The sequence below is a fragment of the Magnetospirillum fulvum genome, assembly GCF_900108475.1.
Lineage (GTDB): Bacteria > Pseudomonadota > Alphaproteobacteria > Rhodospirillales > Magnetospirillaceae > Phaeospirillum > Phaeospirillum fulvum_A.
This window is the reverse complement of the sequence record NZ_FNWO01000006.1, coordinates 149,188-170,275: the sequence shown is the minus strand read 5'-3', so window position 1 is coordinate 170,275 and position 21,088 is coordinate 149,188. Positions and strand designations below refer to the sequence as shown.

Here is a 21,088-nt window from a genome sequence, read left to right as displayed (position 1 = left end):
GATATCGGCCGTGCACGGTACACCCGTCGCAGCCCTCCGGCCCATGCGTCCCCCGCATGGGACGATCCCCCCGACCAGCGATGCGGCTTCGCCCTTTTAGGTAAGGGAACGAGGCCGGATCGCAAGCCGGAGGCCGACGCTTTTCGAGAGGAGAGACCCTCGTTTGCTTATCCGGCGGTGCGCCCCAGCACCTCGCGCTTGCCCTGATGGTTCGAGGGCGAGACGATTCCCTCGGTCTCCATCCGCTCGACCAGCCGGGCCGAGCGGTTATAGCCGATCTGAAGCTGGCGCTGGATGAAGCTGATCGACACCTTGCGCTCGCGGGTCACCAGGGCCACCGCCTGATCGTAGAGGTCGTCTCCGCTGCCGATCCCGCCACCGTCGTCGCTGGAACCACGCAAATCCTCGTCGTCGTCATCGTCGGTGATCGAGCCAAGATAATCCGGCTCGCCCTGGGCCTTCAGATGGGCCACCACCTGCTCGACCTCGGTGTCCGAGACGAACGGGCCGTGGATACGCGACACCCGGCCGCCGCCCGACATGAACAGCATGTCGCCCTGGCCGACCAATTGTTCCGCCCCGGATTCGCCCAGAATGGTGCGGCTGTCGATCCGCGAGGTGACCTGGAACGAAATGCGGGTGGGGAAGTTGGCCTTGATCGTTCCGGTGATGACATCGACCGAGGGACGCTGGGTCGCCATGATCAGATGAATCCCGGCGGCGCGGGCCATCTGGGCCAGCCGCTGGATCGCGACTTCAAGATCGCGTCCGGCGACCATCATCAGGTCGGCCATTTCATCGACCAGGACGACGATGTGCGGCAAAGGCTTGAGGTCGATCGGCTGTTCCTCGAACACCGGCTCGCGCGAGGTGCGGTCGAAGCCGACCTGGACCCGGTGGGTGACCTTCTGCCCCGACACCGCCAGTTCGCCCAGCCGGGCGTTGTAGCCGTCGATATTGCGCACCGCGAGCAGAGCCATCGCCCGATAGCGGGCTTCCATCTCGCGCACCGCCCATTTCAGCACCCGGACCGCCTTGTCGGGGTCGGTGACCACTGGGGTCAGCAGATGCGGGATGCCGTCATAGACCGACAATTCCAGCATCTTGGGATCGACCATGATCAGGCGGCATTCGTCGGGGCGGAAGCGGTACAGCAGCGACAGAATCATCGCGTTGATGCCGACCGACTTGCCCGAGCCGGTGGTGCCCGCGATCAGAAGATGCGGCATCCGGGCCAGATCGGCGACGACCGGGTCGCCCGCGATGTCCTTGCCCAGCGCCAGCGGCAGCCGTCCAGTGTGCTGGAGGAAGGCCGGGCTTTCGAGAATCTCGCGCAGATAGACGGTCTCGCGGATCGGATTGGGCATCTCGATCCCGATCACGCTGCGGCCGGGCACGATCGCGATGCGGGTGGTGATCGTGCTCATCGAGCGGGCGATGTCGTCGGCGAGGTTAATCACCGTCGAGGATTTGGTGCCGGGCAGCGGCTCGAACTCATAGAGCGTCACCACCGGGCCTTGGCGGACCTCCATGATCTCGCCCCGCACCTTGAAGTTGCGCAGGACGGTTTCGAGCATCCGGGCGTTACCAGCCAGCGATTCCTCGTCTTCCTCGACCAGATTGCGCGGCGGCGGCGGCTGCAACAGACTGATCGAGGGCGGCGCATAGCCCTCGCGGCGGGGGGGCGCGTCCCCGCTATCCTCGTCCGTGTCCTCGTCGGCCTCACCGTCGTCGGGGATGTCGGCCGCGATCGCGGCAGATGGCGGTGGCGGCGCGGCGGCGGGAGACGGGGCCGGGCGCGCGGCGAGCGGCAGCGGGATCGCGGGCGCGTCCTCGTCCGACTCGTCGTCCCAGCCTTCGGCTCCGGCCGGGCGGGCGAAGCTTTCCCCCCACTCGACTCCGGCGGCGAAGGCAAAGGCGGCGGCGGCGGCGGGGGCTTCGAGGATCTGGCCGGTGCCATAGGCGACGGTCGCCTCGGGGCGGCCGGGAAAGACCTCGACATCCCACTCGACCGACCCGTCGGGCCAGCGGTGACGCGTCAGTCGGAACGGCTTGCTGTTGACCGCGCACCAGAAATTGAAATCGGCGGCGGTCATGGTGTCGTCTTGGACGGGGCTCATGTCATTCCAGGCGGTAGACGGCGACAATAATCTTCTCGACCGCGCCGTCGCCGTCGAAGAAGGGAAGGAGCAGGCGTTCCCAGGTCTGGGTCTGCCCGTCGAAATCGGCGGTGTAGCGGCGGACCAGAGTGGTCGAATCGCGCCGAACCGTGTCGTACTCGCGGGCCAGGATGGCGCGCTGGGTATTGGGAAGCTGATCGATCGAGCGGCCGACCATGTCGGTGCCGAAGGCGGCGGCCAGATTGGCCCCGTAATAGGCATAGCGCGGTTCGCCCGCCGGGTCGATATCGACCACGACCAGATTGTCGAGCCAGGGCCGCAGCATCGCGGGGCTGAGATCGGCCGCGGACGGCAGACCCGCGCTGCCCCCTTGCGCCAGCCACCAGCGGCGCAGCGAGATCAGTTGGGGATGGTGAAGCAGGTTCATATCCATGTCGGTGCGCCCGAAGCGAAGGAAAGCGGATTCCGTCGGCGGAAAGTCTCCACCAGCCGCCCGCGGCCCGGACTGTAGCCAACCTCGGCCCCCCGCTCAATCATCGTTATCGCCGGGCATGGTTATCGTCGGACGGTATCCCTCGCCGATGACAGCGAAGGGGATTCCGGGGTAGTGTCGAACGATGTTCGGTTGGCTGCAAGCTCTGTTCCAAGGCGGCACGCCGCGCGAGACGCCGTCCCGCGCCAAAACCCCCGTTCGCCCGGGTGCTCCTGCCACCAAGACGGCGGCGCGTCCGTCTTCGCCCGCGACCAAGACCCAGCCCGCGGTCGCCGCCGCCGCCGATCGCGTCAAGCTGCTGCGCGAGGCCGCCGAAATCCACCGGGCCAAGCGCAAGATTCTCGACGCCCTGTCTGACGAGGATCGCGCCAAACTGGTATCGATGGCGATCCTGACCTTCTTGAACCAGGGGACCGAGCCGCCGCCGCCCGACCCCAAGACCCGGAAATAACCCGCCCGTGACCCTGTCCCCGCTTGATCCCGCCGCCCTGGCCCGCTCCGTCCGCGCCGGGGAACGCCGCGCCCTGGCCCGTGCCATCACCTTAATCGAATCGACCCGTCCCGATCATCGCGCCAGCGCCGAGGCGTTGCTGCACGAATTGCTGCCTTTTACCGGCGGCGCGGTCAGGATCGGCATCACCGGGGTGCCCGGCGCGGGCAAGAGCACCTTTATCGAAAGCTTCGGCCTGCATGTCCTGGCCCAAGGCGGCCGCCCGGCGGTGCTGGCGGTCGATCCGTCCAGCCCGCGCACCGGCGGCTCGATCCTGGGCGACAAGACCCGGATGGAGGATCTGTCGCGCGATCCCCGCGCCTTTATCCGCCCCAGCCCGTCGGGCTGCACCCTGGGCGGCGTGGCGCGGCGGACCCGCGAGGCGATGCTGGTCTGCGAGGCGGCGGGCTTTGACGTCATCGTCGTCGAAACCGTCGGCGTCGGCCAGAGCGAGACGGCGGTGGCCGACATGGTCGATATGTTCCTGCTGTTGCTGGTGCCGGGCGGCGGCGACGAATTGCAGGGGATCAAGAAAGGCATCGTCGAACTGGCCGACGCGATCATCGTCAACAAGGCTGACGGCGATCTGGCCATCGCCGCGGCGCGGGCGGCGCGCGATTACGGCAACGCGCTGCATCTGCTCGCTCCCGCCGCGACCGGCTGGCGCGTGCCGGTGCTGACCTGTTCCGCTTTGACCCGGACCGGGATCGATTCGGTGTGGAAGACCGTGTGCGAGCACCGCGACGCATTGGGGGCCAACGGCGCGCTGGCCGCCCGCCGGGCCGAACAGGCTCGCGCCTGGATGTGGAACGAGGTGTCGGAGACCTTGTTGCAGAGCCTGCGCGAGGATTCCCGCGTCGCTGCCCTGCTGCCCGAAATGGAGCAATCGGTCGCGTCGGGTCGGGTTCCCCCCGGCGCGGCAGCGCGGCGGCTGGTCGCTTTGTTCAAGGGGGAGTGATCGTCTCTGCCCAGGGCTGCGCCGAAGCCTAGGTCCGGTGCAGCCGTTTGACGAAGACCCAATAGGTACCGAGGATCGGGCTGACCTTGAAGTGCACGCGAACCTTGTGGGGCAGGCGGGCGCTGGCGCAATCGAACACGACGTTGAGGGCGCCGCCGTTGATCCCTTTGCGAAATTCGGCGGCGATGATCGAACTGCCGGTCCAGCGGGCGACATCGCCGAAGAAATCCCGGCCGATCGGCGAACCCTTGCCGTTGTCGTTTCCCTCGGGTTCGGTATCGATATAGGAAATGACTCGACCCTCGGCGTTCAGTTCCGCCGCACCATATGGGATTTTACGTAAATCTTCGTCTTTCAGCGATCCAAGCGGATTTTCCGGGTCGCTCTGGTCAAAGGCGAACACCGTCATGTTCCACGGACCGGCTTCAGTCGTTATTTTGGGCATTCATGGGCCTAGGCGGTTCGGCACTTACTTAAGTCTGGAATTTGACGTATTATCTCCGTCTGGTCCACTGGGAAGTTGGCAACCGTGCGATGGAAACCAAAGAGTCTCAAGGCCGCCTGGACATCGAATTGCCGGAAATTGTCGATCTGCTCGCGGCAGGGGAGTTGCGTGAGGCCCTCCTTGACGCTTTGGGGCAAGAGAGCGGCGGCGAAGTCGTTTTGAAGGCCGAGCGGGTCGCCCGGCTATCGACGGCTGCGATCCAGGTCGTTCTGTCCGCCGTTCCCGGCTTTGCCGAGGCCGCCCGTCGGTTGATTCTGGATGCGCCCGCCCCTCCGGTGGTCGAAGCGTTCGGACGGCTCGGGCTCAACGACCAATTGCAAAATATGACCAGAGATTTGGGAGAACGGAATGGGTAAGTGCGTTCTGGCGGTCGATGATTCGAAGACGATGCGCGACATGGTCTCGTTCACCTTGCGCGGAGCAGGCTATTCCGTGCTGGAAGCCGAAAACGGTGTTTCCGCCCTGCGGGTGATTCAGGGCCAAAAGATTGATGTCATCATCACCGACGTCAACATGCCCGAGATGGATGGGATCACCCTGGTGCGCAAGCTGCGGGCTCTGCCCGCCCATGCCGGAACGCCAATTCTGATCCTGACCACCGAAAGCGAGCAGGCGAAAAAGGATGCGGGCCGCTCCGCCGGGGCCACCGGATGGATCGTCAAACCGTTCAGTCCGGAAAAGCTGCTTCAGATCGTGGCGAAAGTCTGCCCCTAGAAACAGGCCAGAACGGGAGAGGCGCGCGTGAGCGAGGACCAGTCCTACGACCTGTCGCGGTTCAAAGCGACCTATTTCGAGGAATGCGCCGAGCTTCTCGCCGCTGCCGAGGAGACGATCGCCCGTCTGCAACTGGGCGAGGGCGATCTTGAGGATTTGAATGCGGTCTTTCGCTGCGTTCATTCGATCAAGGGCGGGGCGGGTGCCTTCGCCTTCGAGAATCTGGTCCGCTTCGCCCATGTGTTCGAGACCTCGATGGACGCGTTGCGCTCGGGTCGGGTCGCCCTGACCCCCCATGTCGCCGACCTGTTGGTGCGCGGCACCGATATGCTGGGCGATTTCGTCCGCGCCGCCCAGGAAGAGACGGCCCTGCCCGCCGGTCATGGCGCCGAGGTCACTGCCCTGCTCGAAACGATTCTGACCGGTGCGCCGGAAACGCCCGTCGTCGCCTCGGCCGCCCCGCCGCCACCGCCTCCGCCCGTGCCGCCGTCTCCGCAGCCGACGGGGTGGAGCATTCTGTTGCGCCCCGCCGCCGGGATGCTGATGACCGGCAACGACCCGCAATTGCTGTTTCGCGAACTGGCCGCGCTGGGCGACCTTGCGGTGACCGCCGATGTGTCGCGGCTGCCCCCCTTGGCCGAGATCGCCCCCAGCGACGCCTATCTGTCCTGGAGCGCGACACTGATCACCGACCGGGGTCGCGCCGCGATCGAAGAGGTGTTCGAATTCGTCGCGGGTGACAGCGCCGAGGTGGTGATCGAACCGCTTGCCCCCGATCAGCCGGACAGCAGCGACATCGGCGGCGAGGGGGTGGAATGGGGGCTGTTCGAGCCGTCGCCCGATCCCGCTCCGTCTGCGGCTCCGGCGCAGACTGCGGCCCGGCCGGTCGGGGCCGACCACCCGACCCCATCCTCTCCCGCCGCTCCCCCCCCGGCCTGGGCCGGTGCCGGTGCCCCCGCCAGTGTCGGCGGCAGTGGCGGCAGCGGCATCCATACCTCGTCGATCCGGGTCGATCTCGATCGGATCGACCGGCTGGTCAACATGGTCGGCGAGTTGGTAATTACCCAGGCAATGCTGGGCCAGCAAACCACCGGCTTCTCGGTCGAATCCCATCCCGAACTGATCCAGGGCCTTCAGGAACTGTCGCATCACACCCGCGAGCTTCAGGAAAGCGTGATGGCGATCCGCGCCCAACCGGTCAAGGCGCTGTTCTCGCGCGCGCCGCGTCTGGTCCGCGATCTGTCGCTGAAGCTGGGCAAACAAGCCCGTCTGGTGATGAGCGGCGAGACCACCGAGGTTGATAAGACGGTGATCGAACAATTGTCCGACCCGCTGACCCACCTGATCCGCAATTCGCTCGATCACGGGCTGGAAACGCCCGAGGAGCGGCTGGCCGCAGGCAAGCCGGTCGAAGGGACGGTTCATCTCGGGGCCGCCCATCGTTCCGGCCGCATCATTATCGAAGTGTCGGACGACGGGCGCGGTATCGACCGCAAGCGGGTGTTCAACAAGGCGGTCGAGCGCGGCCTGGTCGATCGCAATGCCCAATTATCGGACGAACAGATCGACCAGTTGATCTTCGCTCCTGGCTTTTCGACCGCAGAGCAGGTTTCGGATGTTTCCGGCCGTGGCGTCGGAATGGATGTGGTCCGTAAGAACATCCAGGATGTCGGCGGTCGGGTGGTGGTGCAGAACACCCCCGGTCAGGGCGCGCGCTTCGTGCTGTCGCTGCCGCTGACGCTGGCGGTGATGGACGGGATGCTGGTCGCGGTCGGCGGCGAACGCTATGTCCTGCCGCTGACCAATATTGTCGAATCGCTCCGCCCGACGTCGCAGCAGACCCGGACTTTGGTCAATGTCGGCGACGTGCTGACCCTGCGCGGCGATTATATCCGGCTGGTCCGGCTCTATGAATTGTTCGGAATCAAGGGCGCGATCACCGATACCACCCGCGCGCTGGCCGTCGTGGTCGAGACCGAGGGCGGTGACCGGATCGGCCTGCTGGTCGATGAATTGCTGGGACAGCAGCAGGTCGTGATCAAAAGCCTCGATTCCAATTTCCATCCGGTCGAGGGCGTCTCGGCCGCAACCATCCTGGGCGATGGACGGGTCGCTCTGATCTTGGATGCCGGAGCGCTCCGGATCATGGGCGAACGCCTGACCCACGACGCCACCGTCGCGGCGGAATAGAGCAACCAGGCCGGATCAACGGCGCGAAGGGGAGGGAGACGTGTCGGAGAGCAGCATGTCGGAAAGCAGCATCAGACAGTTCATCTCGTTCACCATCGGCGACGAGGAATACGGCGTCGATATCATGGCGATCCGCGAGATCAAGGGGTGGACCGCCAGTACCGAACTCCCCAACACCCCGGCCTATATCCGGGGTGTCATCAACCTGCGCGGCGCGATCGTGCCGATTCTCGATCTGCGAGCCCGCTTCGGCCGGGGCGTCACCGTCACCACCCCCCGTCATGTCATCATCGTCGTCGCGGTGGGCAGCCGGGTCGCGGGGATCCTGGTCGATGCCGTCGCCGACATCCTGGCGGTATCGGCCGACGAAATACAGCCGCCGCCCCAGATCGAGCGGTCGGATATCGGCTTTTTGACCGGACTGGTCACCGTCGATGGACGGATGGTCGCTCTGCTCGACCTCGATCACGTCTTCGCGTTCGATGATTTGGATTTGACCGATGGCGTCGCGGCGGCCTGATCCTCCGCCCGGCCAACCCGACCGCCCGCGCCCGGCGCGCGCAGACATATGGAGTGTGCGATGATCACCTGGATGGCCAACTTCAAGATCGGAAGCCGCATTTTCGCTGGCTTCATCCTGGTTCTGGCCCTGCTGTGCGTCCTGGGCGTCACCGGGTGGCAGAGTCTGGACGGAGCCGCCGAACGAAGCCGCGAATATGCCCGTCTGGCCACCCAGGCGCAGCACATTCTCAAGATCGAGACCGACGTCGCCAATCTGCGGCGGCTGGTCCGGGCTTACGAAAAAACCGCCGATGACGCCGATTTCGCCAAGGTCCGCGAGTCGAACGCGACGCTGATCGAGGCGTTGAAGGTTGCTCAGGGCTTGTTCCTGACCGAATCCCGGCGCGAGACCGCCGCCCGGATGATCCGGCTGGCCGAGGATTACCGCGCCGCGACCGAGAAATTGAAGGATTTCGAGCGCGCTCGTGACGCCAACATCGCGACGATGAGCCGGAACGGCGCGGTTGGGTTCGAGGAACTGGGGCGGCTGATCGATACGCTTCGCGCCTCACACGAAACCGAGTTGATGATCGACCTGACCGATCTGCGGGCCGAATGGGCGCAATCGCGGCTGATCGCCGCCAAATACCTGCTCGATCCCAGTACCGACGCCGCCGTCGCCGCCGTCCGCCAGATCGAAAAGTTGACGCAAATGTTGACCGCGTTCGGCGCCAAGGCCAAAAGCCCCGAGCTTGTCCGCCAGACTCGCACGGCGACCGACCTGACTCAGCAATATCTGAAATCGTTTAATGACACCGTTGCCGACACGGCCAAGGCCCAGTCTCTGATCAACGAGACGATGCCCAAGATGGCGGCCGATTTTGCCGATCTGGCCAACCAATTGTCGACCGAACTCGACCGCACTTTGCTCAAGCTTACCGATGACACCGATGCCGCCAACGCCACCGCGATCACCATTCTGTTGCTCGTGTCTGGTCTGGCGGTTCTGCTGGGCATCATCTTTGCCTGGGTGATCGCGCGCGGCATCACCGTTCCGGTCCAGGCGATGACCGAGGCGATGACCCGGCTGGCCGGGGGCGACAACGGCGTCACCGTTCCGGCGCTGGAGAATCACGACGAAATCGGCCAGATGGCCAAGGCGGTCCAGGTGTTCAAGCAGAACGCCATCGACAAGCTGCGGATGGAGGCCGACCAGAGGGCGGCCGAAGACGCGCAGCGCACCCAGGAAGAGGTGCAACGCAAGCGCGAGACCGCGATCGTCGCCGAAGTGGCCGAGGTGGCCAAGGCCGCCAGTTCGGGCGATCTCGACCGCCGCATCGACCTGTTGGGCAAGGATGGCTTCCTGCTCAATCTGTGCGAGGGCGTCAACAACCTGATCGCGCTGACCGGAGCCGCGCTGAAGGACGTCGCCGGAGTGCTGTCCGCCGTCGCCGATGGCGACCTGACCCGGCGCATCAATGGCGATTACGCTGGCGTGTTTGGCCAGTTGAAGGCCGACGTCAACCGCACCGCTGACAAGCTGTTCGAGGTGGTCAGCAACATCAACGAAGCGACCGTCCAGATCACCAGCGCCGCCTCGGAAGTCGCCGCCGGAAGCCAGGATCTGTCCGAACGCTCGGAACAGCAGGCCAGCGCGCTGGAAGAGACGGCGGCCTCGATGGAAGAACTGGCCGCCACCGTTCGCCAGAACTCGGCCAACGCCCAGCAGGCCAACCAGCTCGCCGCCGGTGCCCGCGAAGTCGCCGCCTCGGGCGGTCAGGTGGTGACCGACGCGATCGGGGCGATGGCCCGGATCGAATCCAGCTCGCAGAAGATCGAAGATATCGTCGGCATGATCGACGAAATTGCCTTCCAGACCAATCTGCTGGCCCTGAACGCCGCGGTCGAGGCGGCCCGGGCCGGTGATGCCGGCAAGGGCTTCGCCGTCGTCGCGCAGGAAGTCCGCAACCTTGCCCAGCGCTCGGCCCAGGCCTCGAAAGAGATCAAGGGCCTGATCGCCGAAAGCTCGTCCCAGGTCCGCAACGGTGCCGATCTGGTCAAGGGGGCGGGGCGGACGCTGGAAGAGATTCTGGGCTCGGTCAAGCGGGTTGCCGATATCGTCGCCGAGATCGCGGCGGCCAGCGCCGAGCAGGCCAGCGGTATCGATCAGGTCAACGAAGCCGTCACCCAGATGGACGAAATGACCCAGCAGAACGCTGCCCTGGTCGAGGAAAGCACCGCCGCCGCCCACTCGTTGGAGGAGCAGTCGCGCCATCTGGGCGAGGTGATGGCCTTCTTCAATACCGGCGAGGCCGCCGCCGCCGCGCCGCGTGCCGCTGTCAGCCGGGCTCCGGCTCGTCCTGCCGCCGCCAAGCCGGGGGTCAAGCCGGTCCAGCGTAAGCCCGCCGCCCCGCACGCGGCCAAGGCTCCGCCCGCCCGTGCCGAACAGCCCAAGCCGTCCGCCACGTCGTCCGCCAAGAGCGGGGATGAGGATTGGGCTGAGTTCTGAGCCTTAAACCCCGCATCGGGTCCGGCCGCCCCCGTGGCCGGACCCATGTCGGAGGCGGGGACGGCGGCGGTGAGGACGAGCCGCCCCGGCGCGAATTCGAATTGGGCGACCGCGAGTTCCGCTATCTTGCCGCCTTTCTGACCCGCGAAACCGGGATCGTCGTCACCGACCACAAACGCCAGATGGTGTCGGGCCGACTCGTCAAGCGGCTGCGGGCGCTGGGTCTGCGCAGCTTTTCCGATTATTGCGATCTGATCGAGGGGCCGGATGGCCATTCCGAGATCGAGAATCTGGTCAACGCGCTCACCACCAACATCACCCAGTTCTTTCGCGAGCCGCATCATTTCGAGCATCTGCGCACCCGCGTTCTGATGCCCCGCGCCGCCGAGCTGCCGCGTCGTCCCCGCCTGCGAATCTGGTCGGCGGGCTGCTCGTCGGGGCAGGAGCCTTATACCATCGCGATGATGGTGGCCGAGACGCTGCGGCCGATCGAGGGGTGGGACGCGGTGATTCTCGCCACCGACATCGACACCAACATGCTGGCCCGCGCCGCCGCCGGGCTCTATTCGGTGGAAGAGGGGGCGACGATCCCCGAAACCTACCGCAAGCGCTATGTCCGCCGCGTCCACGGCGACCACGACCGGGTGCAGATGAGTGACGATCTGCGCCGTCTGATCCGCTTCCGCCGTCTCAATCTCCACGAGCCCTGGCCGATGAAGGGCCTGTTCGACGTCATCTTTTGTCGCAATGTTGCAATCTATTTCGATAAACCAACGCAGCATACCCTGTTCAACCGTTACGCGGACATTCTGGTTCCCGGAGGTATGCTATACCTTGGGCATGCGGAATCGCTGATCGGACTGACCGATCGGTTCGAGATGTCCGACAAGACCGTTTACAGGCGAAAATGAAAGCGACGGATCAGGTTTGGGGCAGTCAGGCGGAAGAAGCGGAACGTCGTCGCTGGTTCGACCCTACCTTCAAGATCATGGCGGTCAAGGTTCTGCCCGGTGAACATTACGTTTCAACGGCGGGTCAGGAGATGATTGTCACCGTGCTGGGATCGTGCGTCGCCGCCTGCGTCTGGGACCCTCGGATGAAGATCGGCGGAATGAACCATTTCATGTTGCCCGACAGCGGGGCCGAGTATGCTCCGATTGATAAGGCGATGCGGTACGGCAACCATGCGATGGAACAATTGATCAACGACCTGCTGCGCCGGGGGGCAAGGCGCGAGGCGCTGGAGATCAAGGTCTTTGGCGCTGGCAACGTGATCCCCGGCATGACCGGCGGCGCGACCTCGGTCGGCGACCGCAACGCCGTCTTTGTCCGCCGCTATCTGGGCGACGAAGGGCTGCGTCTCGCCGCCGAGGATCTGGGCGGTCCCTATCCCCGTCGCATCCATTTCTTTCCCCGTATCGGCAAGGTCATCCGCCTGTTTCTGAAAAAAGACGTCGAGCGGGCGGTGCTCACCCGCGAAATGTCCTACCGCTCTCGACTCAAAGACGTGCCGGTCGAAGGCGACGTCGAACTGTTCACGTGAGATTGCCCATGGCCCGTATTCGCGTTCTTATCGTCGACGATTCCGCCCTGATGCGACAGATGCTGTCGACGATCCTGGCCTCCGATCCGGCGATCGAGGTGGTCGGCACCGCGCCCGATCCGCTGGTCGCGCGGGAAAAGATCAAGACCCTTAACCCCGATGTGATGACGCTCGACGTCGAAATGCCGGGGATGGACGGGCTGGCCTTCCTTGAGCGGGTGATGGCGCTACGGCCGATGCCGGTGGTGATGGTGTCGTCGCTGACCGGCCAGGGGGCCGCCGTCACTCTGCGGGCAATGGAACTGGGCGCGGTCGATGTGTTCTGTAAGCCCGCCGATGCCGCCGCGGGGGGCTTAAACGCCTATCGGGCCGAACTGGTCGAGAAGATCAAGGCCGCTGCGGTGGCACGGTTGCGGCCGCCGCGTGATGCCGCCGCCCGCAGCGCGCCGCGCCTGTCGGTGACCCAGATCTACCGGTCCAGCGACCGGTTGGTGGCGATCGGATCATCGACCGGCGGGGTCGAAGCGTTGCGCGACATTGTCGTCGCCCTGCCGGCCGATGCGCCGCCGGTGGTGATCGCCCAGCATATTCCGCCGCGCTTTTCCGCCAGCTTCGCCGAGCGGCTCAACGGATTGTCGGCGGTCCGGGTCAAGGAAGCGGTCGATGCCGAACGGATTCTGGCCGGGCATGTCTATATCGCTCCGGGTGACCGCCATCTGCGGGTGCGCCGCTCGGGGGCGGCTCTGGTCACCCATGTCCAGGATGGGCCGCTGGTCAGCGGGCATAAGCCCAGCGTCGATGCTCTGTTCCACTCGGTGGCGCAGGCGTGCGCCGCCAAGGCGGTTGGGGTGATTCTGACCGGGATGGGCCGCGACGGCGCGGACGGTTTGCTGGCGATGCGCGAGGCCGGGGCCGATACGCTGGGCGAGGACGAATCCTCCTGCGTCGTCTATGGGATGCCCAAGGCGGCCCACGAGATCGGGGCGGTTCAACGTCAATTGCCGTTGTCGCGGATCGCCGATGAGATTTTGCGCTTGTGCCGGGCTCAAGGCGATGATTGATGCCGGGCCGCGCATAGGCCACAGTGGGGACGCGGCGAATCGGCGCAGCAGGGGGCTCGAGGCAATGACCATATCCAAGGAGGGAGAGGAGAACGCGGCCCTTCTCGGCCTGTTGGCCCGGTGGCAGGCCTTTTCCGAGTTGCAGCAGCGCGCCTTTACCTTTCTCGCCGCCGAAGCGATCGCCACCGGCGAGGAATTCGAGAATTCGACCGATGGGGCCGCCGCCGTGCTGGGGCAGATGGGCTGCGCCGTCGCCCAAAGCGACCCGGCCCAGCTTCAGGCCGAGACCTTTTCCGTGATCCAGAGTCTGCAATCGGCCGACCGCTCCCGCCAGGGGTTGGAGCAGGTCGCCTCGGTGCTGGAGACCTTCCGTCGGCTCGAAGCCGAACTGGTCGAAGAAACCCAACGCCATCCGCCCTTGCCGCCGATCCAGGTCGTGATGGAGACCTGGAGCCGACAATTGAGCGAGAGTGTTACCCTGTCCGACTGGCGACGGCGCTTTGCCGCCGCGCTGGACGGCCGCGACCCCGGGCCGCGCAATCCCGCCCCGGCTGAAACCTGTGACGAAGAACTGTTTTTCTGATGGACGAGACCGAATCCACCCCTGCCGCCGCTTCCGCCCCGCCGCTTCCGCCGGTGATGGTGGCCGTCTTCAACCAAAAAGGCGGCGTGGCGAAAACCACCACCGCCTGCAATCTGGCCGTCAGCCTGACCGCGTTCGGGTATCGGGTGCTGCTGGTCGATCTCGACACCCAGGGCAACGCCACCGCCAGCTTCGGCGTCGCCCCCCTGCCCACCGAAGGGGCGTTCGAGGTCATCACCGGACGGGCCGATATCGCCGATGTCGCGCTCGACACCGCCTATGAAGGGCTGTGGTTGCTGCCCGCGACCCAAAGTCTGCGCGACAACGACCATCTGCTGACACCGTCCGGGCGGCGACGTGGACTGCTCGAAGCCCGGCTGGCCGGAACCGGGGTCGATATCGTCGTCGTCGATTGCCCGCCCTCGCTGGCCGCCGCGACCTCGACCGCGCTGGCCTCGGCGACGGCGGTGCTGATGCCGGTCCATCCCGACCCCTTCGCCCATGACGGGCTGGTCAACACCTGGTACGAAATCTGTCGTGTCCGCGAGACGGTCAATTACCAGTTGGGCGTTGCCGGAATTCTGCTGACGATGACCGAGCCCGACCCGACCGGGGCCGACGTCGCCCGCGTCATCCGCGCCGAATTCGGCGATCAGGTTCTCGATGTCGAGATTCCGGCCAAGGTGAAAGTGGCCGAGGCGGCGCATCTGGGACTGCCGGTGACGGTGCTCGATCCCGACGGTCCCGCCGGGTTGAGCTATGTCGAGGCCACCCGCGAGATGTTGGCCTTGCTGGCGCGGCAGAATCGCCATTGGGCTCATCTGCCCCAGGCGGCCAGCCTGGAAACCGCGCTGGAGCGGCTGCGCGAATGGCGGGCCACCCTTCATGCCGATCTGCTGAATCGTCTCCCCGTCGATCCCGAGCCGACCGAAACGCGGTCGCGGGCCACGGCCGACCGCCGGGCGATGCCGCCGACCGCCTCGGCCGCCGGGCCGACGGTGCCGCAGCGGCCGTGGTGGCGGGCGGTCACGCTCAATCAGGTCATCTTGCTCACCGCCACCTTCGTCGCGGGGATGGCGGTCGAAGCGCTGGTCGAATTCCTGGGGCAGATGACCCGCTGATCCGCCGCTCCAGCCGTTTCCTCGCGGCGTGGAGCGGGGGGTCTGCCTTTGCTTACGATCGGTAGGCTCCCTGGCGTTCCAGCATCCAGCCGGGATATTCGGGCGGCAGCCTCGTCACGGCGTCGATCGCGGCCAGATCGTCGCCGTCGAGCGAAACCCGTGTTGCCGCAATGTTGTCGGCAAGCTGGTCGATCCGTTTGGCACCGACGATGACGCTGGTGACGACCGGCTGGTGCAGCAGCCAGGCGAGCGCCACCTGCGCCACCGTGCATCCCTTGGTCTCGGCGATGCGGCGCATCTCGGTCAGGGCCGTGGCGCCGCGGGTGCGATCGACGGGCGGGAAGTCGAAGGTCGCGCGCCGCCCGTCCGCCGACTGGCCGTCACGGTCATATTTCCCCGAGAGATAGCCTCCGGCGAGCGGACTCCAGACCATCAGCCCGATCTTCTCGGCGAGCAGCATCGGCACGATTTCGCGCTCCAGATCGCGGCCGACGAGGGTGTAATAGGCTTGCAGCGACACGATTGGTGCCAGCCGCCGCATCTCGGCGAGACCGACCGCCTTCACGACCTGCCACGCCGCCCAGTTCGACAGGCCAAGGTAACGGACGTGCCCCTGGCGCACGAGCGTATCAAGCGCCTCGAGCGTCTCCATGATCGGCGTCGCATTGTCGAAACCGTGGATCTGGTAGAGGTCGATATGGTCGAGACCGAGCCGTTCGAGGCTTTGCCGACACTGGCTGAGAATGTGACCGCGAGAGGCCCCGCGCGCATTCGGACCATCGCCCATCGGCCCCAGAACTTTGGTCGCGATCACGACCTCGTCGCGGGCGATCCCGAGATTTTTCAACGATTGTCCAAGAATTCTCTCGCTGCGTCCGGCCGAATAGACGTTGGCGGTGTCAAAGAAATTGATCCCCGCATCAAGCGCGGTCCGGACCAGACTGTCGGCTTCCTCCTGATCGAGTCGGCCGATCTGGCCCCAGAAGCCGTCTTCCCCTCCGCCGAAGGTCATGGTGCCGAGGCAGAGCTCCGAGACGAAAAGACCGCTGTGGCCGAGTTGACGCATGTGCATGGCGTGTTCTCCTATCGGGATGGGGTGCCCCAATCCTATGGGATCCCGGTCCGGCGCGCGTCCGCGATCCTCTCATCCTCTTGCCCGATCCTATCAAGACGACGTTCCGGCCGGTGCCCGTGGCGCGGAAGGATGATAGAGTGCAGCTCATGACAGCAACCCTGGTTGACTTAGCCGAACTCGTTGACCGGCACTGGCGCGCCCATGGGCGGGAGACGCCGTTGGACGGTCTTTTGCTCACTCGCGCCGATCGGCCGAGCGGGGTGATCCGTTCGGTCTATCGCCCCTCGTTCTGTGTCGTCGTGCAAGGGGGCAAGACTACGATGCTGGGCGATCGGTCGTTTCGCTACCGAGCGGGTCAAGGATTGCTGGCCTCAATGGACCTGCCCGTGACGGCCCGGATCACTGAGGCCAGCGCGGCGGAACCGTATCTGGCGCTCAGCCTCGCCATCGACCCCGCGACCGTCGCGGCTCTTCTGTCCGCCCAGGCTGAGGTCTTGCCGCCGCCGCCGTTCGAGCCGCTGCGGGTCGTTTCCCTCGATCCCGACCTGTGTGATCCTCTTGCCCGGCTTCTATCGCTCCTCGCCATACCGCGCGATCTTGCGGTTTTGGCACCGCTCATCCGGCAAGAGATCACATGGCGTCTGTTGTCCGGGCCGCTTGGCGTCACGCTCCGTCAGATCGGGCTGGCTGACGGTCATGCCGCCCGCATTCAACGTGTAACCGCCTTTATTCGCAGCCATTACGCCGAGCCCTTGCGCGTGGCCGATCTCGCCGCGCTGGCGGCGATGAGTGTCCCGAGCTTTCACCGCCATTTCAAGGCGGTGACAACGATGACGCCGGTTCAGTTCCAAAAGCAGGTCCGCCTTCAGGAGGCGCGGCGGCGTCTCGTCAACGCCGAAGACGTGGCGGGTGTCGGCTACGCCATCGGTTATGAAAGTCCGTCGCAATTCAGCCGCGACTATCGCCGCCTGTTCGGCACATCGCCCGGACGGGATGGAGTGGCACTGCGGGCGGCGCTGGCGTCGGAACCGCTGCTGCCGTGATCGGGTCGCGATCGTGGTCCGCCGCCAGCGCTTTGCCGCATTGAGGCCAAAATCAATAATCGCATCCAGGCCGACGTCGAGTTGACACGGCGGACGGGCCAATGTCCCTCTGGCACTCTACATGCCCGCCCTCGTCGCAACCGGAAAACCCGCCAAGGTCGTCATCACCGCCATCATGCGAGAGTTCGCCATTCTGGTAAACGCCCTGCTCAAAAGCAGGGCGTCTCTGGATTCGAACAACCGCTGGACCAACGCGGATATTTTAACCGTCGTTTATCGACGGAGAATAGCTCGTGCAAAGCGGAAAATTAGATAAATAATTCCGATAAATATTGCGGGAGGAACAAGCCAGTGAAGAAAAGAAAAGCTACCCATTGTTAGGCCCCTTAAATGTAAAAATATCTACTTCCAGTATGGATAATTACTAGATAGATTCGTTTCGTCAAGATTAAGGTCATCCGCTTCACGCAGCCCCACCCGGCATTTCGGGCACGACGCGGCATGCCTCGGCATTCCTGCGGAACCGCTAACGAGTTGATTTATTGGTAAGTCGTTGGAGCGGGTGAAGATAATCGCCCCCTCGTCGTAAGCGTGGGAAGCTTAGAAAAATTTCTGGTAGAGACTTGATTTCGTTCGTCTAATTCGATTGGTCGAAATGCGGTGTAACCGTCGATGTCGTCGGCGTCTTTGATTGCCCTACGGCTTCCAGCAGTTCGATGCCCTCCAGCACGCCCCCCAATTCCTCTCGGGCACGCTTCTCCTCATATATATCCTGCAAACGCATCCAATATCCTGGCCCAGTGCCGAATGCCTGCCCAAGCCGCAAAGCCATCTGCGCCGTCACCCCGCGCTCGCAATTCAGAATAGCGGTCACGGCGTTAGGGGGCACACGGATGTGTTCGGCGAATTTGCGTGCGCTCATCGACAGCGCGTCCAATTCGTCTTTCAAAATCTCACCGGGATGGATCGGCGGCAAATGATCGGTAGCGGCGTAGCTCATGGCATCCTCAATGATAATCGACGATCTCAACGTCCACCGCGTCGCCAGGCACCATCAATGGGTCTCGCCCGGCCACATCTTCGCTGAACGACCAGCGGAAGCAAATGCGCCAGCGATCATTGATCCGAATGCTGTATTGGCCGCCGCGATCTCCACCCAAGGCCTCAAAACGGTTTGAGGGAGGATTGCGGAGTTCGATCAACCGACCGACCGCATTCAGCTTGGTCAGTCCCTTCGCCGCTTGACGCTCAAACGCCTGGAATTCCTTGATCCGCATACCTGCGGCGAAGTCCGCCGTGCGGCGATCGGCATAAGTTCTGATCGGCATGAGCTCATTATGTGTTACGGAAAGCGTAACAGTCAAGAGCCCCGCTTTCTATATCCGTTCTACGTCAAGGGGGCCGAGGCTCGCTTTGCTGCGCCCGCCCCCACCTTGATCCAATCATTGAAGCTGGCGCTCCGATGTCGCGTTGTGCGTGTCCTCGATGTCTTTGCGGCTGGACGATCCAGGCTTTGCCGCCCTGTTTCGGACGGCAAGATGTAGCGCGGCGGCTGATTTTGGATAAATCGGCGTTTGATTTTGGACAGAAGCGAATACTTTGACTACTTGCTTCTGCCTGGATCAGCTTAATCATATAAGGCCCCGCGCTGACGCTCGCCGACCATCCTGATATGGGTTTCGAGTTGGCGCCGCACCTCTTCGCCAATCGCCTTGGTATCCTGGCCTGGTTGGGTCTGAATGGTGATGTGGAAGGTGTTGTAGGTAGTCGCGGCGGCGGGGATGTTCCTTTCCGGCCCGGCCCGCTCGATGGCAGGCGGCGCCTGAGGCGGCGGCATTACGTTCGCGGCCAGGGCAGGCGTCGTCGCCGCCGTGGCGGCCATGATGCCGCCAACGGTTTGGCCCACGCCGGTCCGCCCCGCCAGGGCGCCCAACTTCTCGCCGCCGAACGCCCCCAGGGCGCCGCCGATAAGGGCGCCGATAGCCGTACCCACCAAGGGCACGAACGAGCCGATGGCGGCGCCAGCGGCGGCACCTCCCAGCCCACCAGCCAGATTGCCGACCGATGCGCCCTTATTCTCCCTGGACAAGGCGGGGTCCATCAGGTCTTTGGCCGCGAACCCGGCATTGACGATCAGCCCGGCGGCACCCAGCGCCTTGCCGCCAAAGCGCAGGGCCTTGCCGAGCCTGCCAGCGCCGCCACCGATGCCTCCCACTTCACCCACACCGCCTTGGGCGTTCGCCAGCCGCCCGGAGGCGGTGGCGGCCGCATTGGCGGCGGCGGTGTACTGGCGCAGCCGGGTGATGGTGGTGCCCATGCGCCCGCCGGTGGCCCCCATGGCGGCTCCGAGCCTGCCGACAGCGCCGGCGGCGGTGCCAGAGGTCCGACCGGCATTGACGGTTTCGCCCACCACGGCGCGCAAGCCACCGCGCAGGAAAGTCGCGCCATACCGGGCCGTCAGTGCAGCCGTGCGAAATGCCAGAAACCCGCCGCCAACGGTGACGACGCCAGCCGTGAGCAAGGGGAACTGTTCGGTGAGGTCGGCAACGCCTTCGGCGGCGGTGGCAAGGCTATTGGTGAGTGGCGTAAGGACCGGAAGCAGGGAGGCGCCTACGCCTTCCTTGATGTTGGACCATGCCAAACCGAGGCGTTCCGACGCCTTGTTGAAGGTTCCCGCCATGTTGGCGAAATCCTTATCGACCACGCCGGTGGCCCCCGCTGCCTTCTGCTTGATCTTCAGGTAGTCTTGATAACCGGCCAACATCGGAGCCAGGAAGTCCTGAACCTGCTTATCTCCGAACAGTTCCCCCAGCTTGAACCGCTCGGCAATTCTGTCGGCAGCGCCTTCCACCATCTTGCCGTTGCCGTCGAAGGCATCGGCCATCGCCTTGTCCAGGTCGGCGCCAGTCGCCTCGGCGATCTGGCGCATGACCGTCTCCATGGGGTTCTCGCCAGAGGCGGCGCCATCGGCCAACGCCTGCTTGATGTCGATGCCCAGCTTCTCGAAATTCTTCACCGTTTCCGGGCTGGCGATCTTACCCAGGAAGTTCGCCAGATTGTTGGCGGCTGTGCTGGGGTCGCTGGCACCCTTCATCGCAACCTGTAGCGCGGCGCCGAGCGAAGCGACAGCCTCGGTTCCGGTCAACCCCAGACTGGCGGCGGCGGCGGTCAACTGGGGGAACTGCTGCGCCATGTTCTTGAGTTCGAAGCCGCCCTCCTTACCGGCGGCGGCCATGATGTTCAGCGCCTTGCCCAGTTGATCCACGGGCACATGCAGGTTGCTGATGACGCTGTAGGACAAGTTGGCCATGTCGTCCATGCTGGCACCGGTGGCGGCACGGCCAATGCTCCCGATAGCTGTCAGTGCCTCGCGGGCGTCCATGCCCTTTCCCACCAGCACCTCGACGCCGCTCAACAGCGCCTCATTGGATTGCAGCACCTCCGACGACATGGCACGGATTTTCTTGCGCACGCCCTCCAGTTCCCCGGCAGTCATGTTGGCCGTGTTGCCGAAGGCGCGCAGGTGGTGTTCGAAGTCGCCCGCCTCCTTCACCGGCTGGCGCAACGCCATGTAGGCAGCCCCGACAGTGCCGATGGTTTTCCCCAGTTCGGTGCCGATCTCGCGTCGCTTCTCCACCCGGTCAATGGCATCACCCAAGCGACCGATGGAACGGGTGGTGTCTTCGACCTTGGCCTTGGCGCTGCCGAGGTCTGCGGTGAGCTTGCGTTCCGCGTCCGCCAGCTTGGTCGTATCCACGCCAGCGGCCTTGAGTTCGCCGCGCAGGGCGATGAGACGCTGCTTCTTGGCCTCTTCCGCCGCCGCCGAGCGCGTCACCACCTTGCGCGCGTCCTCCAACGCCTTTTCCTGAGCCTTGGTGGGCGCGGCGCTGGCGCCGATCTCGCGCGCCAACGCCTTGACCTTCTCTTGGGCGTCCCGGTGCGCGCGTCCAGCGGCAAGCACCTCGCGCCCCAGCGTTCGGTAGGCTTGAAGCTGCTGCTGTGTCCGCTCGACCTTGGCGGTTTCCTTCAGGGCGTCCGCCTTGCCCTTTTCCGCGTCGCGGACAGCGGCCCCCAACCTACCCACCTCGGAAATGGTGGAGCCGACAGCGGTACGCATGCTGCTGCCGACAGTGGCACCAATAACCAGAGAGAGGGCGAGGTTGCGTTCCATGGGGCCTCCGC

The 21,088-nt window shown here is 64.9% G+C and carries 20 protein-coding genes; 13 read left to right on the top strand and 7 right to left on the bottom strand.

The features are described from left to right. Positions 1 to 167 precede the first annotated feature (167 nt). Positions 168 to 2,120 carry a DNA translocase FtsK gene (locus BLW40_RS08990; RefSeq protein ID WP_074767725.1) on the bottom strand — a complete coding sequence of 651 codons (1,953 nt, stop codon included), beginning with the start codon at positions 2,118 to 2,120 and terminating at the stop codon, positions 168 to 170. A gap of 1 nt (position 2,121) precedes the next feature. Further along, complete coding sequence (locus BLW40_RS08985; RefSeq protein WP_074767723.1) at positions 2,122 to 2,553, bottom strand: PAS domain-containing protein; 432 nt, start codon at positions 2,551 to 2,553, stop codon at positions 2,122 to 2,124. Between the two features lie 184 nt (positions 2,554 to 2,737). Here BLW40_RS08985 and BLW40_RS08980 point away from each other — a divergent pair, with 184 nt between their 5' ends. Further along, positions 2,738 to 3,064: a hypothetical protein gene (locus BLW40_RS08980; protein ID WP_074767721.1), complete on the top strand. Its 327-nt coding sequence runs from the start codon at positions 2,738 to 2,740 to the stop codon at positions 3,062 to 3,064. Between the two features lie 7 nt (positions 3,065 to 3,071). Next, positions 3,072 to 4,061: a methylmalonyl Co-A mutase-associated GTPase MeaB gene (gene meaB / locus BLW40_RS08975; RefSeq protein WP_074767719.1), complete on the top strand. Its 990-nt coding sequence runs from the start codon at positions 3,072 to 3,074 to the stop codon at positions 4,059 to 4,061. A 28-nt stretch (positions 4,062 to 4,089) separates the two neighbouring features. Here meaB and BLW40_RS08970 read toward each other — a convergent pair whose 3' ends face one another. Continuing rightward, positions 4,090 to 4,470 carry a hypothetical protein gene (locus tag BLW40_RS08970; RefSeq protein WP_074767717.1) on the bottom strand — a complete coding sequence of 127 codons (381 nt, stop codon included), beginning with the start codon at positions 4,468 to 4,470 and terminating at the stop codon, positions 4,090 to 4,092. 125 nt (positions 4,471 to 4,595) lie between these two features. Here BLW40_RS08970 and BLW40_RS08965 point away from each other — a divergent pair, with 125 nt between their 5' ends. The 10 genes from BLW40_RS08965 to BLW40_RS08920 all read left to right on the top strand — a co-directional run bounded on the left by BLW40_RS08965 (position 4,596) and on the right by BLW40_RS08920 (position 14,788). Further along, the gene (locus BLW40_RS08965; protein ID WP_139305545.1) at positions 4,596 to 4,922 is read left to right on the top strand and encodes an STAS domain-containing protein; all 327 of its coding nucleotides are present in this window, start codon (positions 4,596 to 4,598) and stop codon (positions 4,920 to 4,922) included. Then, positions 4,915 to 5,280 carry a response regulator gene (locus BLW40_RS08960; protein WP_074767713.1) on the top strand — a complete coding sequence of 122 codons (366 nt, stop codon included), beginning with the start codon at positions 4,915 to 4,917 and terminating at the stop codon, positions 5,278 to 5,280. Before BLW40_RS08965 ends, BLW40_RS08960 begins: the two co-directional genes overlap by 8 nt. 27 nt (positions 5,281 to 5,307) lie before the next feature. After that, the gene (locus tag BLW40_RS08955; protein WP_074767711.1) at positions 5,308 to 7,470 is read left to right on the top strand and encodes a chemotaxis protein CheA; all 2,163 of its coding nucleotides are present in this window, start codon (positions 5,308 to 5,310) and stop codon (positions 7,468 to 7,470) included. Positions 7,471 to 7,510: 40 nt separating this feature from the next. Then, on the top strand, positions 7,511 to 7,990 hold the full coding sequence (locus BLW40_RS08950) for a chemotaxis protein CheW (RefSeq protein ID WP_083386710.1): 480 nt from the start codon (positions 7,511 to 7,513) through the stop codon (positions 7,988 to 7,990). Between the two features lie 60 nt (positions 7,991 to 8,050). Then, positions 8,051 to 10,480 (top strand): methyl-accepting chemotaxis protein, encoded by a 2,430-nt coding sequence (locus BLW40_RS18060; RefSeq protein WP_280139902.1) that lies wholly within the window; start codon positions 8,051 to 8,053, stop codon positions 10,478 to 10,480. A gap of 101 nt (positions 10,481 to 10,581) precedes the next feature. Further along, positions 10,582 to 11,391 (top strand): CheR family methyltransferase, encoded by an 810-nt coding sequence (locus BLW40_RS08940; RefSeq protein WP_074767707.1) that lies wholly within the window; start codon positions 10,582 to 10,584, stop codon positions 11,389 to 11,391. Then, a complete protein-coding gene (gene cheD, locus BLW40_RS08935) occupies positions 11,388 to 12,023 on the top strand; it encodes a chemoreceptor glutamine deamidase CheD (RefSeq protein ID WP_074767705.1) in 636 nt (211 codons plus the stop codon). Before BLW40_RS08940 ends, cheD begins: the two co-directional genes overlap by 4 nt. A gap of 8 nt (positions 12,024 to 12,031) precedes the next feature. Continuing rightward, positions 12,032 to 13,084, top strand: coding sequence for a protein-glutamate methylesterase/protein-glutamine glutaminase (locus BLW40_RS08930; protein WP_074767703.1), 1,053 nt, complete (start codon positions 12,032 to 12,034; stop codon positions 13,082 to 13,084). Positions 13,085 to 13,148: 64 nt separating this feature from the next. Beyond that, on the top strand, positions 13,149 to 13,667 hold the full coding sequence (locus BLW40_RS08925) for a hypothetical protein (RefSeq protein WP_074767701.1): 519 nt from the start codon (positions 13,149 to 13,151) through the stop codon (positions 13,665 to 13,667). Next, on the top strand, positions 13,667 to 14,788 hold the full coding sequence (locus tag BLW40_RS08920; protein WP_074767699.1) for a ParA family protein: 1,122 nt from the start codon (positions 13,667 to 13,669) through the stop codon (positions 14,786 to 14,788). Before BLW40_RS08925 ends, BLW40_RS08920 begins: the two co-directional genes overlap by 1 nt. A gap of 52 nt (positions 14,789 to 14,840) precedes the next feature. Here BLW40_RS08920 and BLW40_RS08915 read toward each other — a convergent pair whose 3' ends face one another. Then, positions 14,841 to 15,860 (bottom strand): aldo/keto reductase, encoded by a 1,020-nt coding sequence (locus BLW40_RS08915; RefSeq protein WP_074767696.1) that lies wholly within the window; start codon positions 15,858 to 15,860, stop codon positions 14,841 to 14,843. A gap of 149 nt (positions 15,861 to 16,009) precedes the next feature. On the opposite strand from BLW40_RS08915, the gene BLW40_RS08910 reads away from it, so the two are divergent. Then, positions 16,010 to 16,906 (top strand): AraC family transcriptional regulator, encoded by an 897-nt coding sequence (locus BLW40_RS08910; protein ID WP_074767957.1) that lies wholly within the window; start codon positions 16,010 to 16,012, stop codon positions 16,904 to 16,906. A 637-nt stretch (positions 16,907 to 17,543) separates the two neighbouring features. On the opposite strand, the gene BLW40_RS08905 is transcribed toward BLW40_RS08910, so the two are convergent. The 3 genes from BLW40_RS08905 to BLW40_RS08895 all read right to left on the bottom strand — a co-directional run bounded on the left by BLW40_RS08905 (position 17,544) and on the right by BLW40_RS08895 (position 21,077). Then, positions 17,544 to 17,906 (bottom strand): HigA family addiction module antitoxin, encoded by a 363-nt coding sequence (locus tag BLW40_RS08905; protein ID WP_074767694.1) that lies wholly within the window; start codon positions 17,904 to 17,906, stop codon positions 17,544 to 17,546. Between the two features lie 7 nt (positions 17,907 to 17,913). Beyond that, positions 17,914 to 18,234 (bottom strand): type II toxin-antitoxin system RelE/ParE family toxin, encoded by a 321-nt coding sequence (locus tag BLW40_RS08900; RefSeq protein WP_074767692.1) that lies wholly within the window; start codon positions 18,232 to 18,234, stop codon positions 17,914 to 17,916. A 299-nt stretch (positions 18,235 to 18,533) separates the two neighbouring features. Beyond that, a complete protein-coding gene (locus BLW40_RS08895; protein ID WP_074767690.1) occupies positions 18,534 to 21,077 on the bottom strand; it encodes a phage tail tape measure protein in 2,544 nt (847 codons plus the stop codon). Positions 21,078 to 21,088: the final 11 nt, after the last annotated feature.